The organism is Type-E symbiont of Plautia stali, from assembly GCF_059731115.1.
This window is the reverse complement of record NZ_AP035906.1, coordinates 2,308,363-2,323,728: the sequence shown is the minus strand read 5'-3', so window position 1 is coordinate 2,323,728 and position 15,366 is coordinate 2,308,363. Positions and strand designations below refer to the sequence as shown.

Here is a 15,366-nt window from a genome sequence, read left to right as displayed (position 1 = left end):
TGTCCACCGAAAATAAAAAGAAATGATTTTTCAGTGCGCTATAAGTCAATGCTGCCATAAGCGCTGCATGGAAAGGGCCGTTTGAGACGTGATGTACGTCACGAAAAGCTGCAGCAACGTTTAAGAGTATGCAGGAGTTATTTGACAGAGTTAATATGGAAATAGTCTTAAAAGGAAATAAATGCTGCGTGAAATAGTGAGTTAGCTAATTGAAATACAAGGTTAAAACCAAAAAAAACACAGATAGAACGCTTCATTTTAAGACTGCTTTTAGGAATGACCGCCATACGAAGCGGATGGCGGCGGGGGTACATTAGGCGGGTTTTTTTAATACCCAGCGGTCTTGTTGCTTGTCATAGTGTCCGATCTGCAGATCGACGGGCTCGCCATCAATCCACGCCGGCACGCTGGTTTCATGATCCCAGCCATCGAGTTGGTAACTCAGGCCGGGGTTGGTATTGCAGGGAATGCTGATGGTATCGAGCTTTTCAGCATTCAGTTCTGCATCAACGATCTCGTAACGACCAATCTTTACCACGTGTCCCATGCGCTTCTCCCGTTTGTGCTGGGTGGAACAGTGATCATAGTCGCTCACGCGCAGTTTTGGCGTATTCGCGGTTAGGATTACTCCTTGTCTTCCATGACGCGTACGCCAATTTTAACGATTTGGTTGTCCTCTTTCTCCGCCACGGTCCAGGTCAATTGGTTCCACTCCACCTGATCGCCCACCACCGGTGTACTGCCCAGCAGGCCCATCACCAGTTGACCGAGGGATTGCTGATCGTTGGTGGTTTCATCGAGTTCCAGCCCATAAATTTGCGCCACATCGCGTAAACGTGCCTCGGCATCCAGAATGAAGTCACCAAAGAAGCGTTGATCGAGCGCGACGGGTGGAGACTGACTGAACATTTTACCCAAAGCGGGCAAATCACGTTCACGTCCAATCACACATAGCACATCGCCCTCTTTAAGGCGCGTGCTACCGTTGGGATGCATCAGCGCGTTATCGCGGAACAGGGCAGCGATGCGCGTTTCGCGTGGCATCTGCAAATCACGCAGCGCGGCTCCGATACACCATTTATCAGCACTAAGTTGGTAAACAAACTGCTCCCAGGGGTTTTCAGGGTGGATGTCCAGTCCGACGCGGCTGATAGGTGATGCAGTAGGGGGAACCACAACTTTGGCGCGTTTGGCCGCATAGCCCAGTGAGGTGCCCTGGAGCATCAACGACACGAGAACCACGAAGAAGGCGATGTTGAAGTAGAGCTTGGCGTTTTCCAGCCCGGCCATCATCGGGAATACTGCGAGGATGATGGGTACTGCGCCACGCAGGCCAACCCAACTGATAAAGATGCGTTCGCGGCCGGTAAAACCTTTAAATGGCAACAGGCCCACCAGAATTGAAAGCGGACGCGCCACCAAAATCAGCCAGAGAGATAAAATCATGGCAGGAACGGCGATATGCCACAAATCAGATGGCGTCACCAGTAAGCCGAGCACGATAAACATGCCGATCTGACTCAACCACGCCATACCATCGAAGGTTTGCAGAATACCGTGACGGTTGCGAATCGGGCTGTTACCCAGCAGATAGCCACACAGGTAAACCGCCAGAATACCGCTGCCTTCCATCACCGTGGTCAGTGCAAACACAATGATGCCGCCACTTAACGCCAGCAGGGGATAGAGACCTTGCGCCAGATTGATACGGTTAATCAGTTGCTGTAGTGCCCAGCCGCCGCCCAGCCCCAGTACAATACCGAGACCGAACTGTTGCACCAGATGTACCACAAACATCCAGCTTAAGCCTGACTGGCCTTGCTGGATCATGTCAATCAGCGTGATGGTCAGGAATACCGCCATGGGATCGTTACTGCCGGATTCAATTTCCAGCGTGGAGCTGACACGTTCGTTAAGGCCTTTATCCCCCAGCAGCGAGAAAACGGCGGCGGCATCGGTGGAACCGATAATCGCGCCAATCAGGAAACCTTGCATCAAATCAAGTTTGAAAAGCCAGGCAGCAGCCAAACCGGTTAAACCGGCGGTTATCATCACGCCAACCGTGGCGAGTGACAGCGCAGGCCCCAGCGCCACCTTGAATGAGCTGGATTTGGTGCGCATGCCGCCATCCAGCAAAATAATCGCCAGCGCGAGGTTAGAAACCAGATACGCCACCGGGTAGTTGTCAAAAGCGATGCCGCCAATCCCATCAATGCCAGTCAACATGCCTAACGCAAGGAAGATCACCAGAATAGGGATGCCAAGCCGTGACGAGAATGAACTCAGAAGAATACTTGCTGCGACCAGCACGGAACCAATAATAAACAAACTGTAAATCATGCTGGCATTCAACGGCGTTCTCCTGCGGTACGAGCGAAAATGACAAACTGCGGGGGATTCACACAGACAAGGTGAAAAGATAATGCCTTATCAATAGCTTGTCAGCGCTTAATTGCATATTTTTTCTATCTGCGGAGCGCTATCCCATAGATCGTTAAAATTGTGTGAAAAATCAGCGGGAATTTCAGGTGAATGAGCGGTGGCGCGGAAAAGAAAAAGCCGGTCAATGACCGGCTTGATGTTCAGGCTTCTGCCACCTGTTTGTGGAAAAGTTCTCTAAATACTGGGTAAATGTCTTCTGGCTCACGGATGTGCTGAATCGCGAAGTTATCAAACATAGCCTGCAGATGTTCATACTCACGCCACAGCGTCTGGTGCGCACGGCGCGTGATTTCGATGTAGCTGTAATAACGTACAACCGGCAAAATATGTTTGGCCAGAATTTCGTGACACAACGGGGAGTCATCCGCCCAGTTGTCGCCATCAGAGGCTTGTGCCGCATAAATATTCCACTGCGCAGGGTCATAGCGCTCTTTAACCACTTCATCCATTAACTTCAATGCGCTAGACACAATGGTGCCGCCGGTTTCCTGCGAGTAGAAGAACTCCTGCTCATCGACTTCTTTCGCCTGCGTATGGTGACGGATATACACCACCTCCACATTTTTATAGGTCCGGCTCAGGAACAGATAGAGCAGAATATAAAAACGCTTCGCCATGTCTTTCGTGGCTTGATCCATGGAACCGGACACATCCATCAGGCAGAACATCACCGCCTGGCTGGAAGGCTCAGGGCGCTTCTCAAAGTTTTTGTAGCGTAAGTCGAAGGTATCAATAAAGGGTACGCGTTCAATGCGTGCCCGCAGTTCGGCAATCTCTTTGCGCAGCCGCTCCTCTTCCAGCAACTGAGCCGGTTCACTGTTCTCCACTTCCGTCAGCGTGGCTTCCAGTTCGTGCAGCATACGGCGTTTACCGGCGGTCATGGCAGTACGACGCGCCAGTGAATTTTGTAGCGAACGCACCACACTGATGTTGGCCGGTACCCCATTTGAGGTAAAGCCCGCGCGGTGCGTTTTATATTCGTTCAATTGTCGATGCTGATTTTTACGCAGATTTGGCAGGGCAAGATCTTCAAACAGCAAATCAAGATATTCATCTTTCGATATCTGGAAGACAAACTCATCCTGACCTTCACCGTCCTGACTGGCGTTGCCCTGACCGCTGCCACCGCCACCACCGCCCCCTTGTGGGCGCTCAATGCGGTCGTTCTGGACGAAATGATCGTTCCCCGGATGCACGCGATGGCGACTGCCGCCGCGTCCCTGATGGAAAATAGGCTCATTGATGTCATCGATAGGAATCGAGACAGATTCGCCGCTCTCCACGTCGGTGACCGACCGCTTGTTGATGGCCTCGGAGATCGACTGCTTGATTTGCGACTTGTAACGGCGCAGGAAACGCTGCCGATTGACCGCGCTCTTGTTTTTACCGTTCAGACGCCGATCGATAAAATAGGCCATACATATCCCCCAAACTACAGTGCAAGCCAGGCCGGAACCACTCCGGCCTCCTGTTGCGGCGTCGCGGCGCCGCGTAGCTTACAGGTAACGATTAAGACGATTTACGCACGCGCAGATACCATTCGCACAACAGGCGCACCTGTTTGCGGGTATAACCTTTCTCCATCATGCGATCGACAAAATCATCGTGTTTTTTCTGTTCGTCCGTTGAGGTCTTGGTATTAAACGAAATCACCGGCAGCAACTCCTCGGTATTGGAGAACATTTTCTTCTCAATGACCGTGCGCAGTTTTTCGTAGCTGGTCCAGTTAGGATTACGTCCGCTATTTTGCGCCCGGGCACGCAGCACAAAGTTGACGATCTCGTTACGGAAATCTTTCGGGTTACTGATCCCGGCAGGTTTCTCGATTTTTTCCAGTTCAGCATTCAGTGATTCGCGATCAAACAGCTGTCCGGTATCCGGGTCGCGGTATTCCTGATCCTGAATCCAGAAGTCGGCGTAAGTAACATAGCGGTCGAAGATGTTCTGACCGTATTCTGAATAAGATTCCAGATAGGCGGTCTGAATCTCTTTGCCAATAAACTCCGCGTATTTCGGAATCAGATAGCCTTTCAGGTGCTCAAGGTATTTCTCTGCCAGATCCTGCGGGAACTGTTCGCGTTCAATTTGTTGCTCCAGTACGTAGAACAGATGTACCGGGTTGGCCGCCACTTCGGCATGGTCAAAGTTGAACACGCGCGACAGAATCTTGAACGCGAAGCGGGTCGAAAGGCCGTTCATGCCCTCATCCACGCCAGCGTAGTCATGATACTCCTGCCATGATTTCGCTTTTGGATCGGTATCTTTCAGGCTTTCACCATCATAGACGCGCATTTTTGAATAGATGCTGGAGTTTTCCGGCTCTTTCAAACGCGACAGGATTGAGAAGCGCGCTAAGGTCTCCAGCGTGCCTGGTGCACATGGCGCCGTCGTCAGCTCACTGTGATTAAGCAGTTTGTCGTAGATTTTGATCTCTTCCGACACTCGCAGGCAGTAAGGCACTTTGACAATGTAAACACGGTCCAGGAACGCTTCGTTGTTCTTGTTGTTACGGAAAGTCACCCATTCTGACTCGTTGGAGTGCGCCAGAATGATGCCGTTAAACGGCAGGGCAGAGATCCCTTCAGTACCGTTGTAGTTACCTTCCTGAGTGGCGGTCAGCAATGGATGCAGCACTTTAATCGGTGCCTTAAACATCTCGACGAATTCCATGATGCCCTGGTTCGCGCGGCAGAGTGCGCCCGAGTAACCGTAAGCGTCGGGATCGTTCTGCGCGTGGTTTTCCAGTTTGCGGATATCCACCTTACCGACCAATGCAGAGATATCCTGGTTGTTCTCATCACCCGGTTCCGTTTTGGCGATGGCCACTTGCTCCAGGATAGAAGGCCAGACTTTGACCACTTTAAAGCGGGTAATATCGCCGCCGAAGTCATGCAGGCGTTTTGCTGCCCACGGCGACATGATGGTGCCCAGGTAACGCCGCGGCACGCCATACTCTTTCTCAAGAATGTTGGCGTCTTCCTGCGGGTTGAACAGGCACAGAGGATGATCGTTGACCGGGCTGCGTTCGCCATCAGCGCTCAGCACGTAGATCGGTACGCGTTGCATCAGGGCTTTCAAACGCTCAGCAAGTGACGATTTACCGCCACCGACCGGCCCCAGCAAGTAGAGAATCTGTTTCTTCTCTTCCAGGCCTTGCGCAGCGTGTTTCAGGTAGGAGACGATCTGCTCAATCGCTTCCTCCATACCATAAAACTCTTCGAAGGCGGGATAGCGTCCCATGACGCGGTTAGAGAAGATTCTGGAAAGGCGTGGCTCCTGCGCCGTGTCAACCATCACCGGCTCACCGATAGCCATCAATAGTCGCTCTGCAGCGTTGGCGTATGCACTGCGATCCTGCTTACAGATTGCGAGAAATTCCTGCAGTGTGAACTCTTCGTCCTTGGCAGCTTCATAACGCTGACGATAGTGATCGAATATATTCATAGCGATGCCCGTCCTTTCGTTTTTAGCACAGGTAAAGGAGCGAAATTAGATACGTTTGCAGCTCCCGGAAGATATTCTTTAATGAGTACAGCAACCCTTATGCCAACCTGACGTTTTTTTATCGGGATACACAAATCTTATGGTTACTCTGCTCGTACAAAAAGTCTCGGCTTACTTTTAACTGTAGAAGGCATTCAGAAAATCTGCAGCCACTTTTCTCCTTATTTAGCGATATATCAATAACAAAGTCTCATAAGCACTAAGGCATTCCGTTTGCTTGTCTACCACTGCAGCCTGCTTCAGACTATTCCGCATGGGTGATAAACATCCCTGATTTAACGTTAACCCAGCGCGAAATTTTAGTTAGACTCTGCGTGTGATTGTTATATTAATGGACTGATTAAATTGTGAACCAATTCAAACTTAAAGCGCTTGCTTGTGTTGTTCCTTGTTATTTTGCGGCGTTCAGCACTCATGCAGAACCCTTATCTCTCGGGGCTTCGGTTATTTATGCCCAGTCACCTTATCGTGGCGGACAGGACCGATACATCCCCATCCCGGTCATCAATTATGAAGGCGAAAACTTCTGGTTCCGTAGCTTGCAAGGCGGCTACTACCTGTGGAAAGACCAGCAGGATCAACTGTCATTAACCTTGCTGGGTTCACCGCAACAGTATGATCCCAAGGATAACGATCTGGGTGACATGAAGGCTCTGGATAAGCGCCGGATGACCCTGATGGCAGGTGCCACCTATCGTCATGTTGCTGATTGGGGTATCGTGCGCACCGCTCTGCTAGGCGATGTGCTCAACAACAGTAATGGCATCATCTGGGATCTTACCTATCTGTATCGCTTCGATTTTGGCGCGTTCAGCCTGACGCCAGGCATCGGTGCAATGTGGAACAGCGCCAACCAAAACCGCTACTACTATGGCGTGTCATCGCACGAAAGCGCGCGGACAGGTATTGCTGAATATCAGCCGGACGACAGCTGGTCTCCTTATGTGGAAATGAACGCCAGCTACCAGATTAGCGATAGCTGGAACGCCAGTTTGTCCGGGCGCTACACCCGCTTTGATAGCGAAATCAAAGACAGTCCGATGGTGGACAAAAGTGGTCAGTTCACCCTCTGGACCGGCATCAGCTACAGCTTCTAATGGTTTTACATCGCGCCTCGTAATGAGGCGTTTTTATTACATTGCACCAATAACGCGCCCCATCTTGGCGCATCAGGAGGCGTAATGAAGACGATTCAATTCCGTGGAGAATCAGCTTTACCCGCTATTGGGCAAGGAACCTGGTATATGGGGGAGAATGCAGCGCTGCGTCGTCAGGAAGTCACGGCGTTACAGGCTGGATTGGATCTGGGGCTGAGGCTGATTGATACCGCAGAAATGTACGCCGAAGGCGGAGCGGAAGAGGTGGTGGGCGAAGCGCTACGCGGACGCCGTCATCAGGCCTGGCTGGTGTCAAAAGTCTATCCGTGGAATGCCGGGGAAGTGGATGCGATAGAGGCCTGCGAGCGCAGCTTACAGCGCTTAGAGACCGATTATCTTGATCTTTATCTGCTGCACTGGCGCGGCAATGTACCACTGGAAGAGACCATTCGCGCCATGGAAACCTTACAGCAGCAGGGAAAAATTCGGCATTGGGGCGTATCGAATTTCGACACGGACGATATGCAAGAATTGTGGAGTGAGACGGGCGGTGAAAACTGCGCAACCAATCAGGTGCTGTATCACCTGGCATCACGAGGAATCGAATACGATTTATTAGCGGCATGCCAGCAACGTGATATGCCGATAATGGCCTATTGCCCTCTGGCGCAGGCGGGACGTTTACGTCAGTCACTGTTTGATGATCCCCATTTGCAGCAGATTGCACAACAGAAGAGCATCAGCGTGGCGCAATTACTGCTCGCATGGGTGATTCGTCAACCTGGCGTGATCGCCATTCCCAAAGCCAGTAGCCAACAACACGTGGCGGAAAATGCCGCCGCGTTAAATCTGCATTTGAGCGTTGAAGAATTAGCGATCATCGACCGGGCGTTTCCAGCACCGCAACATAAAACGGGCTTAGACGTGGTATAGCGGCGCATCTGCGCCGCAAACCTATTTATTGCGCACGCGAAGGGTGGTACCGAGGCGAGCAGGGGATTCACCGGCACTTTTCATCGGCTTGTTGATGCGAGCCGTTTCCACGCAGACCATGGTTTTGTAACCCTCATTAGGCATATCCGCCATGCTGCAGGACAATTCTGGCCCTGGATTCCATGTGACAACGTCACTTTTATAGTGATGATACACTTCAATCTGACGTTTTCCTGCTATGTCGTGAATCACACTGCAATCTTCGGCGGCGGTGTGAATCCGATCGACGCGGTCAGGGTAGGTTTGCTTGCCATCAGCCGAACTGCCTACCGTGTTAGCGTTCACCTTGTCGATAAAGTTATTTCCTAAGCCACTCACTTCCACCTGAGCAATATCGGCGATCTGGAAGTAGGTGTGCAAGGCTGCGGTGGCTTCGTAATCGCCCCAGGCTTCCAGCTCAATTTCACAATGCTCGGCGATACGGAAACGGGCCAGCAGGGTGAAATCATGCGGCCACAGCTTCTTCGTTTGCGCGTTGCTTTCCAGTGTGAACGTCAGCATTACGGCATCTTCGTTCTCATCGTGTGCAGTCAATGTCCAGGGTTGATTACGGGCGAAACCATGCGCCGGTTCACCTGCCGGACCAAACCAAGGCCAGCAAATCGGCACGCCTCCACGGATTGCTTTGCCTGCGGCAAACGGCGTCTTATCGCTCAACCAGATCACCGGTTGCTGGCCGCTGGGCTGCCATGAGAGCAGATGTGCGCCTTGCAGCGCAATCGCCGCTCGGACCTTGGGATGGCTCACGACGACGATGGGTAAATCGCCCATCTGGCGTTGTGACAGATAAGGGGTGATCTGATTCACCACCGGTAAACTATAAAGCGTATCTTGCATCGTCAGACCTTCTCTTCTTCCAAATGAAAAAAAAGGGGCGACCGAAGTCACCCCTTGTCTGTTTCGCCAGTCGCTTACTTAGAAGCAACCAGTGCAATCAGATCCAGAACTTTGTGTGAGTAGCCAGTTTCGTTGTCGTACCATGAAACCAGTTTCACGAAGTTGTCGTTCAGTGCGATACCGGCTTTAGCATCGAATACTGAAGTCAGGGTTTCGCCATTGAAGTCGGTTGATACAACGTCGTCTTCGATGTAGCCCAGAACGCCTTTCATCTTGCCTTCAGATTCAGCTTTGATCACGGCACAGATTTCTTTGTAAGTGGCTGGTTTTTCGAGACGTACAGTCAGGTCAACAACAGACACGTTCGGGGTAGGAACGCGGAACGCCATACCGGTCAGTTTACCGTTCAGCTCTGGCAGAACCACGCCCACTGCTTTAGCAGCACCGGTAGAAGATGGGATGATGTTCTGAGCTGCGCCGCGGCCGCCGCGCCAGTCTTTGTGAGACGGGCCATCAACGGTTTTCTGCGTAGCGGTGGTGGCGTGAACAGTGGTCATCAGACCTTCAACGATACCGAAGTGGTCGTTGATCACTTTAGCCAGTGGTGCCAGGCAGTTAGTGGTGCAAGAGGCGTTAGAAACGATATCCTGGCCAGCATATTTTTCAAAGTTTGCGCCACGAACGAACATTGGGGTCGCATCTTTAGAAGGACCGGTCAGAACCACTTTCTTCGCACCAGCCTGAATGTGTTTGCGAGCGGTTTCGTCGGTCAGGAAGATACCGGTTGCTTCTGCAACAACGTCAACACCCACTTCGTCCCATTTCAGGTTAGCCGGGTCTTTCTCAGCGGTAACACGGATTTTCTTACCGTTAACAATCAGCGCGCCGTCTTTCACTTCTACGGTGCCGTCGAAACGACCGTGCGTAGAGTCATACTTCAGCATGTAAGCCATGTAATCGGCGTCGAGCAGGTCGTTGATCGCGACGATTTCGATGTCAGAACGCTGCTGTGCAGCACGGAAAACGATGCGACCGATACGGCCAAAACCGTTGATACCTACTTTGATAGTCATATATTCCACCAGCTATTTGTTAGTGAATAAAAGGTTGGCTGTAAAATTACAAAAACCTTACCAGGCGTCAAGCGGAATCGTGTCAATTGTTGCGACAGGTCAATTCCAACGCCAGGAATAATTGGTTGCGCAATCGCTTACGCAGCACCCTTATTGCGCGCCTATGTTACGCCGAATACCGACCGAAAAGGGATGACTTTTGCAAAGGGTGATCGACGTCACAATTTTGCGCTGTGGCAGTCGTGGAGAACGGGTTCGCACGAAAAAAGACCATGATGATGTTGTTCGTTTGTTAGAATACTAGTCGATTTTTACAGAATGACACTCCGGAACTCAAAATGGCTAAAGACACCGCACCCGAGGCAAAAATCGCGCAGCTCTCTGAGATGCAGCGTTATGTCACACAGCATCGCGGCACGGAACCTCCTTTCAGTGGCGCACTCCTGCATAACAAGCAGGAAGGTATCTACCACTGTTTAGTGTGCAATTCACCGCTGTTCCTCTCAGACTCTAAATATGATTCAGGCTGCGGCTGGCCGAGCTTTTACCAGCCGTACAGCGATGATGCGATTCGTTATCTGGAAGATGATTCTCACGGTATGCACCGCGTGGAAATTCGCTGTGGCAATTGCGATGCGCATCTCGGCCACGTCTTCCCGGATGGCCCGCAGCCTACCGGTGAGCGCTACTGCGTTAACTCTGCCTCATTGAGCTTTACCGATGAGCAGGGCAAGCAACAAGAGGGCTGAGCATGAAGCAAGAACTGGAAGCCATGCTGGCGGCGATGACGCCGGAAGTCTACGAGCGGCTCGCCACCGCAGTGGAAACCGGTAAATGGCCGGACGGTGTCGCGCTGACGCAAGAGCAGCGCGATAATTGCCTGCAGCTGGTGATGCTGTGGCAGGCGCGTCACAACGACGACCCGCAGCATATGACCATTGGCAAAGGGGGGGAGATGGTGATGAAGTCGAAAAAGCAGCTTAAGGAAGAGTTCGGTATCGAGCCGGACATCACGCGCATTAACCTGCACTAGAGCGCAAAAGGGCTGGTTTTCACCAGCCCTCATTTTCAGATTATTACCGCACCCTGAGCTTGCATCTGTTCGATGGCAATATCGCTATCATCAGGATTCAGGTTGACGCCGCGGCAACCCTCTTTCACCACTTCAACGTTGTAGCCCAGCTCCAGCGCATCCAGCACGCTGTATTTGACACAGTAATCGGTGGCGAGACCCAGCATCACCAGATCGCTGATGCCGCGTTCCCGCAGCCAGCTGTCCAGCTCCGTTTTACGGCGATGGCCATTGTCGAAGAAGGCACTGTAGCTGTCCACGTCAGCATCGCCGCCTTTGTGGAACACCGCATCAATCAGTGTGCGATCCAGTTCGGGGTGAAAATCCGCACCCACTGAGTTCTCAATACCGTGATCGGGCCACCAGATTTGCGCCAGACCGTTCAGTTCACCCAATGTATACACCGGTTCACCAGAGACAGAGGCGAAGCTGCCGTGATCTGCCGGATGCCAGTCCTGTAATGCCACTACACATTCTCCCCGATCGCGGAACTCGCGTGCGTAGCGATTGGCAACGGCAACCGTTTGGTCGCCTTCGCGCACTGCCATTGGGCCGCCGGGGCAAAAATCGTTTTGAATATCGATGATTATCAATGCCCGCTTCATTACATCTCGCTCCGTATCAGTCGTCGGTCAGTTCGCCGCGTAAATTCTGTTGCATTCTGGCACGAATTTCCGGGTTGGTGAGGTTTTGACTCAACAAAAAGTGCAGTTTTGTTAATGTTGCCTCAACGGTAAGGTCAAAACCGCTGATCACGCCCGCATGCTCCAGCGCATTGCCAGTGGCATAACCCCCCATGTTCACTTTGCCGGACATGCATTGCGTCAGATTCACCACCACAATCCCACGTTCGCTGGCCTGCTGCAGCTCAGCCAGGAATTCGGCATTCTGCGGCGCGTTGCCCACCCCATATGAGCGCAGAATCAGGGCCTTCACCGGCTGGCGCAAGAAGTTACGTACCACATCGGCAGAGATACCCGGATAGATGGTGACCACGCCAATCGGCTGCGGAGTAATCGGGTGCACAATCAGCTCACCCCTGCCCTGAGGCGCAGGTGGCGTATTGAGTTTACGAATGTGAATACCGGCTTCCAGCAGAGGAGGGAGATTCGGTGAGGCAAAGGCGTTAAAGCCGTCGGCATGCGCTTTGGTGGTGCGATTGCCACGGAACAGCGTGTTGTTAAAGAACAACGCCACTTCATTGATCGGATAATTAGCGGCCACGTACAACGAATTGAGTAAATTCTGCTGACCATCTGAGCGCAATTCTGCCAGTGGAATCTGCGAGCCGGTTACGATTACCGGCTTCGCCAGGTTTTCCAGCATGAATGACAGCGCCGAGGCAGTGAATGCCATGGTGTCGGTGCCATGCAGAATCACAAAACCATCATAGCTGTCGTAATTCTGTTTAATGTCATCAGCAATCGATTGCCAATCCAATGGCGTCATGTCTGACGAATCCATCAGAGGCTGATATTCGTGGATGGTGAAATTCGGCATCTCAGGCCGATGGAACTCTGGCATGTTGGCCAGTTGCTGCTGCAAGTGGCCGGAAACCGGAATGTAGCCGTGCGCGGAGCGCTGCATACCGATGGTACCGCCCGTGTAGGCTACATAGATATTTTTCTTTTGCATGGAAGAACTCAGACTTGCCGTAAAACGCGCAGTATAAGGGGATTAACAGCGAAAAGCAGCCCGACCAGCGGCCGGGCTGTAAAGATTAGCGTACGTTGCCGCAGTTCAGGCAGAAGGCGTAGCGATTTTGCGGATCATTAAGATTGTTCATCAGGCCAGGCTGATCTTTCACTGCACTCATTACGTCCAGCATCGGCGCGGGCAGCCACACCTTCAGTGCTGCTGGCAGCATCGCTTGTGCAGAGGCATTCATCTGATTTAGCAGCAGGTCAATCATGCCGGGGTCGTCCTGATACCAGCTAAGCTGCGGCTTGGCGACTTTTGCCAATTCGGCCGCTTTCGCCACGGCATCGTCAAAATCACCCAACGCATCGACTAAACCATTCGCTTTGGCATCGCTACCGGTCCAGACGTGGCCCTGGGCGATATCATTGATCTGCTCTGGCGTTTTGTGACGCGACTTCGCTACCAGTCCGACAAAATTGCGATAGCCATTTTCGATGGTCAGCTGCATCAACTGTTGCACTTCCGTCGGCAGGGCTTTAGTGGTGGCAACATCCGCCAGTGGCGAAGTGGCCACGCCATCCGTGTGCACACCAATACTGTTCAGGCTATTTTCAACCGTGTTAATCACGCCGAAAATACCGATTGAACCGGTCAAGGTGCTGGGTGCGGCCACAATGTAGTCTGCTGGCGTCGAGATCCAGTAGCCGCCTGAAGCCGCCATGCCGCCCATTGAGACCACCACTGGCTTGCCGGCATCATGGGCTGCGGCTAACTCTTCACGAATCGCTTCCGATGCCGACACGCTGCCACCTGGGCTGTTGACGCGCAGTACAATCGCTTTGATTTTCGGATCGAGACGTGCATCGCGAATCTGCGAAGCGGTGGTATCGCCACCCACGTTTCCGGCGGTTTCCTCACCGTCCATAATCGCACCGCTGGCGAAGATCACCGCAATATTGCCATCCTGATCCTGCTGAGGCTGCTTCACGGTGTAATCGTAAATGCTGACGTTGCGATAATCGTTATTGGCTTTATCCCAGCCAAAGGTTTTCACCAGTTCCTGATCGGCAGCCGCACGGCTGTCCAGCACATCAACCAATTTACTGTTCAGCGCATATTTTGCGGTATCGCCGTCAACAGCCTGCAATCCGCTGATGACGCCGGCTGCTCCCGGGAACAGTTGATCCGGGGTAATCTGGCGATTTGCGGAAACGGTGTTCAGGTAGTTCTGCCACAGCTGGCCGATCCAGCGACCATCCGCATCACGTGCTTCCGGAGACATATCGTCACGCAGGAAAGGCTCGACGGCAGATTTGTAGGTGCCCACACGGAACACATGAGAATTGACTTTGAGCTTCTCTAGCAGGGATTTGTAATACAACCCATTGGTAGCAAAGCCATGCAGATCAACGGTGCCCTGCGGTGACAGATAAATTTTGGTGGCATAGCTGGCGATGTAGTATTGCGCCTGGCTATAGCTATCACCAATGGCGTATATCGGTTTGCCCGCATCACGGAACTCACGCAGCGATTTGCCCAGATATTGTAATGAGGGTTGATCGCCGCCAGCAAAATCACGCAAATCAAGCACGATCCCGGTGATGTTTTTGTCAGTTTTCGCCTGACGAACCGCATCCACCACGTCGAACAATGAATTCTCTTGCAGGCGATCGCTGCTCGCGCCCAGCAACTCACGGCTGATGCGACTCAGGCGATTACTGACGGAAGGTTTATCCACTAATACACCGCTTAAATCCACTTTGAGTGCACCCTGTTGCACCGGTTCGCTGCTGTTGGCGCTGGAAAGCTGTAACCAGATACCGACACCGGCGAGGATTAAGACGATGAGGAATAAATTAAGAATGAATTCCCGAATAAAATTTAACACCCGCCAGCTCCAGCGGAACAGGCCAGCAATAATTCGCCACAATGTGCGCATAAACTCTCCATATTCACGTAACAGGGCAGTCGCCACGCGGTCTGCCCCGATGTCGGGTTCATCCTAAAGAGCAGCGTGCGAAATGTCAGCAGGAAATCGCGCCAGACTGTTACAAAAGATCTTGCTGTGCCAGGATTAGCCCACGCTTTTTATTCACGGGAGAATAATGATGGATGCACTGGATTTATTAATTAACCGCCGTTCGGCTTCGCGTCTGGCAGAACCGGCACCAGCGGGCGAAGTCTTGCAGAACATTTTGCACGCAGGCTTACGTGCACCGGATCATGGTACGTTGCAGCCGTGGCGCTTTATCATTGTAGAGAATGAAGGGCGTGAGCGTTTTGGTAAATTGCTTGAACAAGCGGCGCGTGACAGCAACCTCGATGAAAAGGCGATTGAAAAATCCGCCACCGCACCGTTTCGAGCGCCGATGATTATCACTGTTGTGGCGCACTGTGAAGAGCATGCCAAAGTCCCGCATTGGGAACAGTTGGTTTCAGCAGGTTGTGCCGTGATGGCGATGCAAATGGCCGCGGTGGCGCAGGGCTTTAACGGTATCTGGCGCAGCGGTCCATGGACCGACCATCCTTCGGTACGCGAAGCCTTTGGTTGCCGCGAGCAGGATGCGATTGTCGGATTCCTGTATCTCGGTACACCGCAGCTTAAAGCGAATACCACGGTAGTTGCACCGGTCACCGCGCAATTTGTCAGTTATTTCTGACAGACATCAGCGGGTTTCTTCGGCAGGGTGAGGCGTGTTGCAAAGAT

General features: G+C 52.3%; 14 protein-coding genes. 5 read left to right on the top strand and 9 right to left on the bottom strand.

What is annotated here, in order from left to right; genetic code table 11:
• Window positions 1-313: 313 nt before the first annotated feature.
• The 4 genes from AC6I8L_RS10655 to yeaG form a co-directional block, all read right to left on the bottom strand.
• Window positions 314-547, bottom strand: a complete 234-nt coding sequence (locus AC6I8L_RS10655) for a DUF1480 family protein (RefSeq protein ID WP_034828766.1) — start codon at window positions 545-547, stop codon at window positions 314-316.
• Window positions 548-624: 77 nt separating this feature from the next.
• Window positions 625-2,352 carry a potassium/proton antiporter gene (locus AC6I8L_RS10650; RefSeq protein WP_058959836.1) on the bottom strand — a complete coding sequence of 576 codons (1,728 nt, stop codon included), beginning with the start codon at window positions 2,350-2,352 and terminating at the stop codon, window positions 625-627.
• 230 nt (window positions 2,353-2,582) lie between these two features.
• The gene (locus AC6I8L_RS10645) at window positions 2,583-3,860 is read right to left on the bottom strand and encodes a YeaH/YhbH family protein (protein ID WP_034828771.1); all 1,278 of its coding nucleotides are present in this window, start codon (window positions 3,858-3,860) and stop codon (window positions 2,583-2,585) included.
• A gap of 91 nt (window positions 3,861-3,951) precedes the next feature.
• Window positions 3,952-5,886: a protein kinase YeaG gene (gene yeaG, locus AC6I8L_RS10640; RefSeq protein WP_034828773.1), complete on the bottom strand. Its 1,935-nt coding sequence runs from the start codon at window positions 5,884-5,886 to the stop codon at window positions 3,952-3,954.
• 407 nt (window positions 5,887-6,293) lie between these two features.
• Here yeaG and AC6I8L_RS10635 point away from each other — a divergent pair, with 407 nt between their 5' ends.
• Window positions 6,294-7,043, top strand: a complete 750-nt coding sequence (locus AC6I8L_RS10635; RefSeq protein WP_058959835.1) for a MipA/OmpV family protein — start codon at window positions 6,294-6,296, stop codon at window positions 7,041-7,043.
• An 84-nt stretch (window positions 7,044-7,127) separates the two neighbouring features.
• Window positions 7,128-7,976, top strand: a complete 849-nt coding sequence (locus tag AC6I8L_RS10630; RefSeq protein WP_058959834.1) for an aldo/keto reductase — start codon at window positions 7,128-7,130, stop codon at window positions 7,974-7,976.
• A gap of 21 nt (window positions 7,977-7,997) precedes the next feature.
• On the opposite strand, the gene AC6I8L_RS10625 is transcribed toward AC6I8L_RS10630, so the two are convergent.
• Together AC6I8L_RS10625 and gapA are read right to left on the bottom strand one after the other, a co-directional pair.
• Window positions 7,998-8,873, bottom strand: a complete 876-nt coding sequence (locus AC6I8L_RS10625; RefSeq protein ID WP_058959833.1) for a D-hexose-6-phosphate mutarotase — start codon at window positions 8,871-8,873, stop codon at window positions 7,998-8,000.
• A gap of 74 nt (window positions 8,874-8,947) precedes the next feature.
• On the bottom strand, window positions 8,948-9,946 hold the full coding sequence (gene gapA / locus AC6I8L_RS10620; protein WP_034828788.1) for a glyceraldehyde-3-phosphate dehydrogenase: 999 nt from the start codon (window positions 9,944-9,946) through the stop codon (window positions 8,948-8,950).
• 338 nt (window positions 9,947-10,284) lie between these two features.
• On the opposite strand from gapA, the gene msrB reads away from it, so the two are divergent.
• Together msrB and AC6I8L_RS10610 are read left to right on the top strand one after the other, a co-directional pair.
• The gene (gene msrB, locus AC6I8L_RS10615; protein WP_058959832.1) at window positions 10,285-10,695 is read left to right on the top strand and encodes a peptide-methionine (R)-S-oxide reductase MsrB; all 411 of its coding nucleotides are present in this window, start codon (window positions 10,285-10,287) and stop codon (window positions 10,693-10,695) included.
• A 2-nt stretch (window positions 10,696-10,697) separates the two neighbouring features.
• Window positions 10,698-10,979, top strand: coding sequence for a YeaC family protein (locus tag AC6I8L_RS10610; protein WP_045816085.1), 282 nt, complete (start codon window positions 10,698-10,700; stop codon window positions 10,977-10,979).
• Between the two features lie 35 nt (window positions 10,980-11,014).
• Here AC6I8L_RS10610 and pncA read toward each other — a convergent pair whose 3' ends face one another.
• The 3 genes from pncA to sppA all read right to left on the bottom strand — a co-directional run bounded on the left by pncA (window position 11,015) and on the right by sppA (window position 14,598).
• Complete coding sequence (pncA, locus tag AC6I8L_RS10605) at window positions 11,015-11,623, bottom strand: bifunctional nicotinamidase/pyrazinamidase (RefSeq protein WP_058959831.1); 609 nt, start codon at window positions 11,621-11,623, stop codon at window positions 11,015-11,017.
• Window positions 11,624-11,639: 16 nt separating this feature from the next.
• Window positions 11,640-12,653, bottom strand: coding sequence for an asparaginase (gene ansA / locus AC6I8L_RS10600; protein WP_034828797.1), 1,014 nt, complete (start codon window positions 12,651-12,653; stop codon window positions 11,640-11,642).
• 85 nt (window positions 12,654-12,738) lie between these two features.
• The gene (gene sppA, locus AC6I8L_RS10595; protein WP_045816086.1) at window positions 12,739-14,598 is read right to left on the bottom strand and encodes a signal peptide peptidase SppA; all 1,860 of its coding nucleotides are present in this window, start codon (window positions 14,596-14,598) and stop codon (window positions 12,739-12,741) included.
• Window positions 14,599-14,767: 169 nt separating this feature from the next.
• Between sppA and AC6I8L_RS10590 the strand changes: the two genes are divergently transcribed.
• Window positions 14,768-15,319, top strand: a complete 552-nt coding sequence (locus tag AC6I8L_RS10590; protein ID WP_058959830.1) for an NAD(P)H nitroreductase — start codon at window positions 14,768-14,770, stop codon at window positions 15,317-15,319.
• Window positions 15,320-15,366 lie beyond the last annotated feature (47 nt).